This window comes from Chryseobacterium pennae, assembly GCF_003385515.1.
GTDB lineage: Bacteria > Bacteroidota > Bacteroidia > Flavobacteriales > Weeksellaceae > Chryseobacterium > Chryseobacterium pennae.
The window spans coordinates 222,437-233,589 of sequence record NZ_QNVT01000002.1; the positions used below are offsets into that span (position 1 = coordinate 222,437).

At 35.8% G+C, this 11,153-nt stretch carries 12 protein-coding genes; 5 read left to right on the forward strand and 7 right to left on the reverse strand.

From position 1 onward, the window contains the following. Positions 1-300 precede the first annotated feature (300 nt). From DRF65_RS03555 to DRF65_RS03565, 3 genes are all read right to left on the reverse strand, one after another. Positions 301-1,065, reverse strand: a complete 765-nt coding sequence (locus tag DRF65_RS03555) for a hypothetical protein (protein ID WP_115968872.1) — start codon at positions 1,063-1,065, stop codon at positions 301-303. Next, positions 1,062-1,556, reverse strand: coding sequence for a MarR family winged helix-turn-helix transcriptional regulator (locus tag DRF65_RS03560; RefSeq protein WP_115968873.1), 495 nt, complete (start codon positions 1,554-1,556; stop codon positions 1,062-1,064). Before DRF65_RS03560 ends, DRF65_RS03555 begins: the two co-directional genes overlap by 4 nt. Before the next feature lie 134 nt (positions 1,557-1,690). After that, complete coding sequence (locus tag DRF65_RS03565) at positions 1,691-2,536, reverse strand: AraC family transcriptional regulator (protein ID WP_115968874.1); 846 nt, start codon at positions 2,534-2,536, stop codon at positions 1,691-1,693. Between the two features lie 74 nt (positions 2,537-2,610). Here DRF65_RS03565 and DRF65_RS03570 point away from each other — a divergent pair, with 74 nt between their 5' ends. Together DRF65_RS03570 and DRF65_RS03575 are read left to right on the forward strand one after the other, a co-directional pair. Further along, positions 2,611-3,990, forward strand: a complete 1,380-nt coding sequence (locus tag DRF65_RS03570; protein ID WP_115968875.1) for an MFS transporter — start codon at positions 2,611-2,613, stop codon at positions 3,988-3,990. Between the two features lie 40 nt (positions 3,991-4,030). Beyond that, positions 4,031-4,420 carry a hypothetical protein gene (locus tag DRF65_RS03575; RefSeq protein WP_115968876.1) on the forward strand — a complete coding sequence of 130 codons (390 nt, stop codon included), beginning with the start codon at positions 4,031-4,033 and terminating at the stop codon, positions 4,418-4,420. 47 nt (positions 4,421-4,467) lie between these two features. Here the strand turns inward: DRF65_RS03575 and DRF65_RS03580 are convergent, their stop codons facing one another. Continuing rightward, on the reverse strand, positions 4,468-5,628 hold the full coding sequence (locus tag DRF65_RS03580) for an MFS transporter (RefSeq protein WP_115968877.1): 1,161 nt from the start codon (positions 5,626-5,628) through the stop codon (positions 4,468-4,470). Between the two features lie 192 nt (positions 5,629-5,820). Between DRF65_RS03580 and DRF65_RS03585 the strand changes: the two genes are divergently transcribed. The 3 genes from DRF65_RS03585 to DRF65_RS03595 all read left to right on the forward strand — a co-directional run bounded on the left by DRF65_RS03585 (position 5,821) and on the right by DRF65_RS03595 (position 8,063). Then, positions 5,821-6,666 (forward strand): helix-turn-helix domain-containing protein, encoded by an 846-nt coding sequence (locus DRF65_RS03585; RefSeq protein ID WP_228438487.1) that lies wholly within the window; start codon positions 5,821-5,823, stop codon positions 6,664-6,666. 76 nt (positions 6,667-6,742) lie between these two features. Continuing rightward, a complete protein-coding gene (locus DRF65_RS03590) occupies positions 6,743-7,369 on the forward strand; it encodes a hypothetical protein (protein ID WP_115968878.1) in 627 nt (208 codons plus the stop codon). A gap of 76 nt (positions 7,370-7,445) precedes the next feature. Next, entirely contained in the window at positions 7,446-8,063 is a 618-nt protein-coding gene (locus DRF65_RS03595; RefSeq protein WP_115968879.1) for a GNAT family N-acetyltransferase, read from the forward strand. A gap of 85 nt (positions 8,064-8,148) precedes the next feature. On the opposite strand, the gene DRF65_RS03600 is transcribed toward DRF65_RS03595, so the two are convergent. From DRF65_RS03600 to DRF65_RS03610, 3 genes are all read right to left on the reverse strand, one after another. Beyond that, positions 8,149-9,156: a T9SS type A sorting domain-containing protein gene (locus tag DRF65_RS03600; RefSeq protein ID WP_115968880.1), complete on the reverse strand. Its 1,008-nt coding sequence runs from the start codon at positions 9,154-9,156 to the stop codon at positions 8,149-8,151. Positions 9,157-9,314: 158 nt separating this feature from the next. Beyond that, a complete protein-coding gene (locus DRF65_RS03605; protein ID WP_115968881.1) occupies positions 9,315-10,229 on the reverse strand; it encodes a helix-turn-helix domain-containing protein in 915 nt (304 codons plus the stop codon). A gap of 67 nt (positions 10,230-10,296) precedes the next feature. Continuing rightward, entirely contained in the window at positions 10,297-11,094 is a 798-nt protein-coding gene (locus DRF65_RS03610; protein ID WP_115968882.1) for an SDR family oxidoreductase, read from the reverse strand. Positions 11,095-11,153: the final 59 nt, after the last annotated feature.

The window sequence follows — 11,153 nt, forward strand, 5'->3', positions numbered from 1 at the left end:
TTAATATCAAATATAGAAATATAAATCAAACATTAGAGATTAAATTTATTATGTTAATTAATTTAAAATAAGCGTTTATCTACTACCTTATTTTCAGGCATTGTAAAAAATCCATGTCGTTTAAATTTTTCAATGTTTTCGTTTTCTGTATTTTCCATTTTGGATTAATTTTAAGTTATACTACTTAAAAAGAGGACATTGAATCCTCTTTCCTTTTTTATTAGAATCGTTATAAGATAGTTATATTAGAAAATTAATTTAGTGTAACATTGTATGTATTTTAACCTTTAATTTCTTAAGTTATTCAAAAACAACATAATTTACTTTGTCTACTCCTGTATTGCCTGTTTTCTCATGATAAGCATATAGAGTAAGTTCATAATTTCCTGGAGTACTGATGGTATGGTTGCCTTCAAATAAGTTGGTAGAAACCCATGACATATCAATATTCTTAACCAGTTTTCCATCTTTTTTAAGAATTCCTTTCACTTCGATTTCATCAGAATTCCAAACTCCGCCTTTTTCGATAACGCATCCACACATCATAACAATATTCGCCTGAAACAAAAACGGTTTATCTTTAATTGTATTCAATGCGATATACTGGTGAGTTCTTGGTTTTAAAATATCAATAATATATCCGGGAATCTCAAGAATGATTCCTTCGCCCAGAATATTCTTTCCGGGAATCAACCATAATTCTGTACTTACCACAGCCTGTGCCTGTCTGCTGTTCAGTGGAGAAATAACTTCAACCGTCACAAAGGTAGGCTCATCAATATCAACTGTTGCTACAAAACCACCTGTCTGATCATCAGTAATTGAAGCTCCCCTCACTTTAGGAGTTTTCATAATCAGATCCGTATTGCCGGTACTTCCTGCTGTATTGCCTTCTGCTAAAATCTTTTGGTTTAGCTTATTCCTGACAATAATATGAGCACCTCCCAATGAACTTCCGATAAATTTAGCATCTTTTGCTTTTGCCCTTACCATCACCTTAGTTTCTGTGCCCCAAACCATAAGATTGGAAAAAAGTAATGCTGTAGCGAGAAAAAATGTTTTCATGATTGTATTGTTTTTAAGTATTCCTGTTTGAACCGATGATGGAAAGATTCATTCTTCAATTCCTGATCTATGGTATCGAGGTAAGAAAGAATAGATAAATCTTCTGAAAGTAATTTTAAAATGGCCTTTTCACAGCTGTCCCAGATCTTTTCCAATTGAGGAAGTATTTCTATTGCCTTAGGGGATAAAGAAACCATTTGTTTACGCTGATCTGTACTGTCTTTTTTAATCATCAGATATCCTTTTTCAGCCATTTTCTTTACAATGATGACCACAGACGGATGAGAATATCCCAATGGTTCTGCAATATCCGTAATGGAAACTTCTTCTTTTTTTTGCAGTAACATAAACACCAGGTACCAATTAGGTTCTACATCTACTCCAAACTCTTTATAGAATTTTCTGACATCATGAGACATCCGGTCACTGATCCTTTTCAACCTGCTGTCTAATGCCTTATATCCCAATTCTTTAATAAAGTCAAAATCCATTTTAAAAATCTTTGGTGTAAATATATAAACTATATAGCGAACTATATAGTTCGCTATATTAATTTATTAAAATTTTCATAACCCTAAATAAATCAATGTTTTAAAAAAATAAAAACAGTTCTGATGCTACTTTTTTATTTATTTTTCTTCCTAAATTCCCCTGGAGTAATCCCTCTGTATTTTTTAAAAAGTTTCGAGAGATGGCTTTCATCACTAAACTGAAGTTCATAAGCAATCTCACTGAGCCTTATACTGCTGTATTTCAGATAAGTTTCAACCAGCTTAAGCCGATAATCCAGTACATAGTCCTGATAGGAAACTCCGGTCTGTTGCTTAAAATATTCCCCGAAATAATTCCCCGAAATTCCAAAATGCTCTGCTATAGTCTGAATTCCTGTCTTATCTCTATCTTTGATATTCTGCTGGATATAAGTAATGATTTTCATAATAGAAAAAGCCTTCTTGTTCTTCTGCAGATCTGAAGTTTCACTCTGAATTATATTTCTGGCAATAAGATTAAGCAGGATCGAAATACAGTTACGGATGATGAGGTAATCCTCTACCCTGTTTCTAAATTCATTTGCAATCTGCTGAATAATCACTTTAGCAAAATCTTCATCATTTTTATTACGGAATACACATCCGGCACGGGCATGATAGTTATTACTGATGTATTGCAGCTTGTACAGGTTTTCACAGCTTTCAATACGGTCTGCTTCGAGGCGGATCTTATCAATAAATTCAATGGGGCATTCGATCGTAATCAAATCAGCATTCTCGCTTTCAAAACGATAGGATTCCTGTTGAGGAATAATAACAAGTTTACCTTCTGTGAAATCAATATAACGTTCATCATACAGGAGTTTTCCGGCTCCCTGTACAATGTATACAAATGATAAAAAAGATATGGTCTTAAAGGTTATTTCTCCTTTAAGCTTTATTTCTTTCACTTCAATACCTTCAAGATGTAATCCTTTCATGAGTTCGCACTATACTTTCCTCCAAAAGTACAATTTTCACAGAACAAAAGGAGGTTAATTTTGCATAAAAAAATATGAACACTTATCCGAAGCGATGGCAGGCACTCAATTTTCTGATCGCCGGAGCTTTTCTTTCACCCTTGGATTATTTTATTGTCAATATGGCATTACCTTCTATAAAAGAAGCTTTCAAAGCAAGTGAACATCAGTTACAGATGGTTATTGCCATATACGGACTCACCTATGGAGCTTTAGTAGTATGCGGAGGACGGCTTGGTGACCTCTATGGGCGTAAAAAAATTTTTATATTGGGATTGTATACCTTTTTATTTTCTTCGCTGGCGTGTGCATTTTCTCCTACAGTAACATGGCTTATTGCAGCAAGATTATTTCAGGGAATTGGAGCTTCGTTGCTGGCTCCTCAGGTTTTAGCTTCTATCAAAGTTTTATTCAGCAGCCAGGAACAACCAAAAGCTGTGAGTCTCTTCAGTTCTGTATTTGGCTTGGCCTCTGTAATTGGACAGTTGCTTGGTGGATTGCTCCTCAGCATGCATTGGGGAAACTTTTCCTGGGAAATGGTATTTCTTGTTAATGTCCCTATTACCATTATCTGTATTGTGGGAATTCATTTTACTATGGACAACAGCCGAAAGGAATCCGATTCTGGAATTGATTTTAAAGGCTCATTACTCCTTATTTTTGCTCTTCTCCTATTGATTTGTCCTCTTATCTTCGGGCAGAAGTATCATTGGCCATGGTGGATATTTACTGTTATGATATCAGGAGTATCATTATTAATTATTTTCTTTAGATATGAAACGTATCTATTGAAAAACAATCGTCCTGTGCTTATAGACCCAACATTATTACAGCATACACCTTTCGCTTTGAGCCTTTTGATTCTCTTTTTTTACAATTTTACTTCAGGACTGTTCATTTGTTACCCTTATTATCTCCAGGAATTTCTACACCAAAGCTCCATGCAGACAGGATTGGCCATTATTCCTTATGGAGTTGCTTTTTTTCTGGCCCCATTAATAGTATCCAAAATAAAACAATCAACGTATACAATGATTTACATCGGGCTCGGGTTACTAATAGGAGGATTTACTTGTACTGCAGTGTACTTTTATTTTCAACAGCAGCCTTCTTTCATCAGTTATATGACCTTATTTATGGCAGGACTAGGTCATGGAACGATCATGCCGGTAATGATGCAGACTGCTATTACTTTCACAACCAAAGAAAAGGCAGGACAGGCTTCAGGTTTGATCAGCATTGGAATACAGGTAGGCAGTGTAGTCGGAGGAGCTGCGATCGGCACCTTATTTTTTAATCTGACTGACCTCCTGGGATTTCCAAAGGCTTTTGCAATAGCTATTTTTATGATCGGCGCTGTACAGATGATAGGAATACTTACCAACATCAGATTACGTAAATATGTTAACTCTTAATTTTCATCAACAACAAAAAATAGCTTTAAATTTAAATCTTATGAACAACAAAGAAAAAATTACCGAAGAATTAAAAGACTTCTGTGAAAATATTGAAAAATGGTTCCAGGGTAATGAAAAGGATCAGAATGCATTACTTAAAAGAATACTTTCCGGGTTTTCTCCTGACTTCAAAATGATTAATGGGGATGGAAATACAGCTACTTTATCCATGTTTTCAGAGTGGCTTCCTACCGTGTTTGGAAAGTTCCCGGACCGCAGTGTACGGATTGAAAATATAGAAATTAATCATTCTGAGCATCATGGTCTGGCCACTTATACAGAGATTCAGATGACAGAAGGAGTAGCCAACACCAGAAAGTCCTCGGCTGTTTTCCTTTTAACTGAAGAAAGAGCACTGTGGGTTCATCTTATAGAAAATTGGATATAAAAAATAAACGGTCTGTATTTCACAGACCGTTTGTTATAATATACAGTTTAATTCTTTTTCCTGAATATCTCCATTTTACCAGCCATAATGCTCAGTAAGATTCCAAAACAGGCAAAAAGCCCGTAAGAATACCTGAGATCAAAACCTTCCGCAATATATCCGATCAATGGCGGCCCTATCAGAAAGCCTAAAAATGAAATACTGGATACAAAGGACAGCGCAATACTCGGTGCCACAGTATTCACCTGACCAATGGTACTGTAAACCGACGGTACACTTAAAGAGGCTCCAAGCCCGATAATCATAAATGCAATGATACAAATCCATAGTTCCGGAAGGAAAACACTCAGGAAAAGACCACAGCTCATTAAAATCCCACAAAACTGCAGAACAGTTCTTTTTCCGAGTTTTTCAATAATCCGGTTTCCAACAAACCGCCCCAAAGTCATCATTAAGATAAAACTTGTATATCCCAATATAACAAGGTTTTCCGGTGCCTTTACAATCGTTTGAAAATAAACGCCACTCCAGTCAAACATAGCTCCTTCAATGGCCATACTTAAAAAACCAATGATTCCTAACCCAACCAAAGTAGGATTTACAGATTTAAAAATAGATCTCGTCTGTGGTTCCGCTTTATGGATAATATTGGTGAGATTGTTTCTGCTATACAGCCAGATCAGAGAGACGAGGATAAAAGTCAGCACAAAATGATGAAAAGTTTCTATATGCAGATTAATGGTAATCAGGCCTACAACTGCCCCTATCAATCCAGCAAAACACCATGCTCCGTGATAAGAAGACAATAACGTTCTCTTTGTAATTGATTCTATTTCAATCGCCTGTGTATTGATTGCTATATTACACAGATTCCCGGTAACGCCGAAAAAAAACAGAACAGTGGCCAACACCCAGTAAGAAGGAGAAAGACCGATCAGCAAAAGAAAACCCGGATACAGTAAAAAAAGACTTTTAATGATTTTACTGCTTCCGTATTGACTGATCAGCTTTCCGGATAACATCATGGTGGAAAGCTGCCCTATCGGCATCAGAAGCAAAAGAGTTCCCAGCTCTGCTTCATTGATGGAAAGAGCGTCTTTAATAATAGGAATCCGGCTTGCCCAAGACGAGAAAACAAGTCCGTGGGCAAAGAAAAGTAAAAAACAGGCAGCAGGCATTTTCGCATTGAGAGATTCTCGGTCTTGCATTATAACAGTGTTTGATTAAAATTTCCGTTTGCGAAGTTAGGAACACTCATCCAATAAAATATATTCCATTTTTGATATTTTATATTCCATTTTAAACAACGCTTTTAAAAAGAAAAATTAACTGCTTACATTTGATCACCGGAATGCACTGACGAAATTACTAACCATTCTGAGAAGTCATCCAACAATATTATGATAGAGATCAAGCCCAATTTTGAAGGATTATATATTCAAAAATATATCCTAAACAGCCTCTCTGAATTTCACAGAAAAGCAGAAAATCTCAATAAACTGCTGCTTTGTTTTGTATCAAAAGGGACGCTGGATCTTCAGATCAATACACTTCCTTTTCATGTAAAAACCAATTCCATCCTCATGTTACTTCCTGACACAGACCTTAAAAACAGTTCAGGGAGTAATGAGCTTGAATTATCTGTGTTTTTTATTTCCTTGGATTTCATAAGCAGTTATAGTTTTCTGACTGTACTTCTGGCTAGTGATGAGATCAAATTCAATCCGGTAATGTCTATAGAAAACCCTGCAGGAAAACTAATCTGGTCTACTGTAAAACTCATTCAGGACTATCATGCTAAAACAAAAGAAGAAAGTACCGTAGAATCTGTACAATATCTGCTCTATGCCCTTCTCGAGCTCGTTTCAAAGCTCTATTTACCTGTGATAAAAAATAACAGCCTTTTGCAGACCCGAAGTCAGGACATTATAGAACACTTTTTTGAATTGCTGGATAAACATGGATATCTGGAAAGAAGTGTATTATTTTATTCTGATCAGCTGCATCTTTCTCCTCAGTATTTAAGCAGCTTAATAAAAAAAGAAACCGGAAAGCCTATCAAACAATGGATAAGCTACAGAGTGATAAAACAAGCTCAGGAACTACTCAAAACAACCCCTCTGTCCATTAAAGAAATCAGCAACCGGTTACAATTTGTAGATTCTTCCCTATTCTGCCGGTATTTTAGACGCTGTACAGGAATTACAGCCAATACCTACAGAGAAAATTATAAGATAAAGAAATAAAAGTAAGAAAGCCATTCAATAAAATAGTAAAGTGAAGCACTTATTATTTGTACTTTAGTACCCTTAAAAACGAATTATGCCAGGGAAAACATGGTTATTATCTACAGCATGTCTGCTGTTTATTCATTGTAAAAAAGAGAATGTTTCCAAACCGTCTGTTGGACAGGACACCATAACACAACAAAAAAGAGAAGTGGTAATCTCCAAACCTGAAGATGATTCTCAGATGGAGAAGGTAAAATCATTTCTGAAATGGTATAGAGATAATGAAGATAACCTATATAGCTTCAATACGATAAAAGGAGGACCTCAGGGCGAAAATGAAACTCAGGTTAATTATTATGTAGATTTTAATCAGGCAGAAAAAGAGTTGAACTTTCTGAAAAGCAGCGGTTTATTCTCTCAAAAATTTCTATCTGTTTACAAACAAAACTATGTACAAGGAGAAGAGTATTTCAAGAAGAACCCTACTGATGACGGGCCTCCGCACGGTTTTGATTATGACTACTTTTTCAGAACCCAGGATGATTATCAATCCGATTTACAAAATATTGAAGCCATACAATTCACTGTACAACAAATCAGTTCTGAACAATACGCTGTAAAATTTCACCTGAAAAACTGTGGTATGACTTATCAGTATATCCTTTCCAAAGGCAATGGTGATCAATGGCTGATAGATTCCATTGAAAATATCAGCTGATGATTTTATTTATTTCAATTTAAAAACCAAACGAATATAGGCTTTTAATTAAATTAGCTTACCAAAAAAATATTTTATGAAGGAACAATGGATATCCCATCCAATCATTTTAGAAGGCACAACTATTGAACTGATTCCTCTGGAAAAAGAACATTTTGAAGAATTGTATGCTGCAGCAGCAGATAAAGATCTCTGGACATTGATTCCCACGAATGCTTCAGATAAAACAATATTCTATCAAAACTATGAATTCTCATTATCAGAAAGAGAAAACGGAAACCAATACCCTTTCGTCATAAGACATAAGGAAACCCAACAACTGATAGGATCCACAAGATTTTTTGAAATATATCCGTCAGATAAAAAATTAGAAATCGGCTGGACCTGGATCACAAAAGATTTTTGGGGAACAACTGTTAATTTAGAATGCAAATTGCTTTTGCTTACCTTCTGTTTTGAAATATTAAAGACCAATCGGGTACAGTTGAAAACTAAAGATAATAATTTCAGATCAAGAAAAGCAATCGAAAAAATCGGAGGGGTATTTGAAGGTATTTTACGGAAAGATAAAATTCAAAATGACGGCAGCACCCGAAATGCAGTCTATTACAGTATTCTGGACGACGAATGGAAGGCCGCAAAACAGAAAATTGAAGCTCAAATCAGAGAAAAAGAAACTTCCGTAAAGCTCTAAAGTCAATATTCTGATAAACTACAGTATATAAAAATCAGACGTAAAAGTATCTGACTTTACGTCTGATTTTATTTAAATGATCAATTTACTTCTTAATTATTTTCTTTGAAACCACATTTCCATTCTTCAATTCTCCCTGAAGAATATAAACCCCTTTGGAAAGCTTTGAAACATCAATATTTTCAGAATTTTCCACAGCTAAAACTCTCTTACCGTCCAAAGAAGTTATCGTCACCTTTCTAATATCTTCTTTAGAAGCTATAGTAATAAAATCAGAACTTGGATTCGGATAGATGGCAAACTCTTCTGCTCTTCTGTTCAGCTCAGCAGTTGATAATACCGTAGGATCAAGATAAGACACCGACTTTGAAATATTTGTATTTCCATTCAGAACAAAAGTATTGATGGCAAAACTAAACACCATACCTTCTGTCTGGCTCACCCATTGATAGGATTCGTTGGTATAAGTAGCGGTAATGGGTGTAGGTGAACCGGCAAAAGTCTGCGTTCCCGTTCTCATTCTTTTTATTCTCAGCACATTAGCATAGGTTCCTCTCGGGGTAATTACTGTACCATAGCCGTCTACACTCACACTTACCTGTCCCGTTTCATTGGTATTTCCAATTGCTGCGGAAACACTGTTAAATTCATAGGTATCATCAAACTGTTGCAGATAAGTAATCGGAAATTTATACTCAGTCAGAGGATTAATATAAGTGACTGTAACATCTCCTAACGCAGGTCCGGAATAAGAACCCAACGTTGTAGCCTCAGTATCTGTCATAGAACTAAAGTCATGCGTATCAACAGTAGTCATTGTTGCAATCCTGTTAGCACCGGGAAATCTGAAACAGTTCGATTGGCCGGGACATGCTCTTACAGTATATGCAACAGGATTAGTTCCCGTATACATTGAAAAATCCCAAGTAATATTTGCTCCTGACGAGCCTGCTGTAATAGAAGTACTGCTTACATCTTCTGATTTGAGATTAACTGTGCTGTTAATTCTGTCAACTCCAGCTCTTGTTACTGATGGCTGGGCGTAGGACATTATTCCTATGAAAAGGAATAAAACAAAGTTTAACTTTTTCATATTATATTGATTTATGGTTAGTTACATACATATATTTCCCACTATAAAGATAAATAAAATTTATTTTTTGTAAATCATATATCTACATAAAACATATTGTATCCTACCAACTGCACACAACAAAAAATCCCCAGCCGTTCTGGCTGGGAATGTTATACTTAATTAAATAGCTGTCTGTAACTTAAAGGGGTCTGATCCGTTTTCTTTTTAAATAATTTATTAAAAGACTGCGGATGCTCAAATCCTAAGGCATAAGCTACTTCTGATACTGAAAAACTTGTTGAAGTAAGGTATTCCTTGGCTTTCTCAATCAGTTTTTCATGAATATGCTGCTGAGCATTCTGCCCTGTAAGGTTTCTTAACATATCGCTGAGGTAATGTGGTGAGAGATGAAGTTCAGAAGCTAAAAATTCTACAGTAGGAAGCCCTTTAGTCAATGTTTTTTCTTGATTAAAGTACATTTCCAGTATAGCATCCATTTTAGTCAATAGATCATTATTTACAGCCTTCCGAGTAATAAACTGTCTTTTATAAAAACGATTACTGTAATTCAGAAGTACTTCAATATAAGAAACTATAACGTCCTGGCTTACTTCATCAATGGCTGTATTCAGTTCATTTTTAATGCTATCCAGCAATCCCGTTATGATATTCTTTTCCTGATCAGAGAGATGCAGCGCTTCATGAGTATCGTATGAAAAGAATCCGAAACTCTTAATATTTCTGGCCAAAGGATAGTTTCGCAGAAAATCAGGATGTACCAATAACGTATATCCACAATATTCTGTATTTTCATCCGTAGAAAGGATCTGTCCTGGAGCTGTAAACATCATTCCACCTTCATTGAAGTCATAATATCCCTGCCCATACCCCATTTTTCCTACTTTCGAATATTTATAAGATACTTTATAAAAATTAAGAACAAAACTTCTGCTCAGCAGCTCCTTATTAATGGTCATCTTAGTATTATCTACAAGACTTACCAGCGGATGCAACGGCTTAGGAAGCTGTAAAAGGCTGTGCAGTTCCGAAATGGATGATATTTTCTGTGGAATATGCTCTCTTTTTTCCATGATATAAATTTACAAATTATTTAGACTGAAAAACAGCAGTCCTACCATAATACTGTTGTGTAACAGATTATAAAAACTGTTTTCCCAATTGTTCTCTGAATGCTTCAGCACCCAGTTCCAGACGTTGTGCATATAATGCGTTTGCATCGTCACCTGCAACATATCTCAACTGCTTTTTACCATCTGTTGCAGCCTCGTAGACCACTTCAGCAATTTGTTCCGGTGTAGAGGCAGCCTCCATCATCCCTTCCATTTTGGAATATAGGGAATCTATGATTTCTTCATAAGCAGGACTTGATGCAGAGTCTAGAGAACGGCTTACAAAATCAGTTTTAATTCCACCTGGAGAAACCGTTTTAATGTCTATTCCAAATGTATTCAGTTCAAAAGCCATACTTTCGCTCCAGCCCTCCAATGCCCATTTTGTAGCATGATAAATTGAATTCAAAGGGAAAGTAATCAATCCTCCAATAGAAGTGGTAGAAATGAACATTCCATTCTTTTTCTCTCTGAAATAGGGAATGAATTCCTGAGTAACACGAATAGTACCCAGTAAATTCGTATTCAACTGTCTTACAATCTGTTCATCAGCCAAAGCTTCCAAAGGTCCCATAAGACCATAACCTGCATTATTAAAAACAACATCCACCTCTCCTGATTCCAGGGCTTGTTTCACCGTCATTCTTATCTGTTCCGGATGGGTGATATCTAACGGAAGTATCGTCACATTATTAAGAGAAGCAAGATCTGAAGCCGCTTCAGGGTTTCTCATTGTAGCAATCACTCTCCATCCTCTTTGTTGAAATAACTGTGCAGTCGCTTTACCTAATCCTGTAGAAGCTCCTGTTATAAAAATTGTTTTCATTTTTTCTTGTTTAAAATTACAGGACAAAGTTCAGAATCAAAGAAAATATAAGAGTTGCC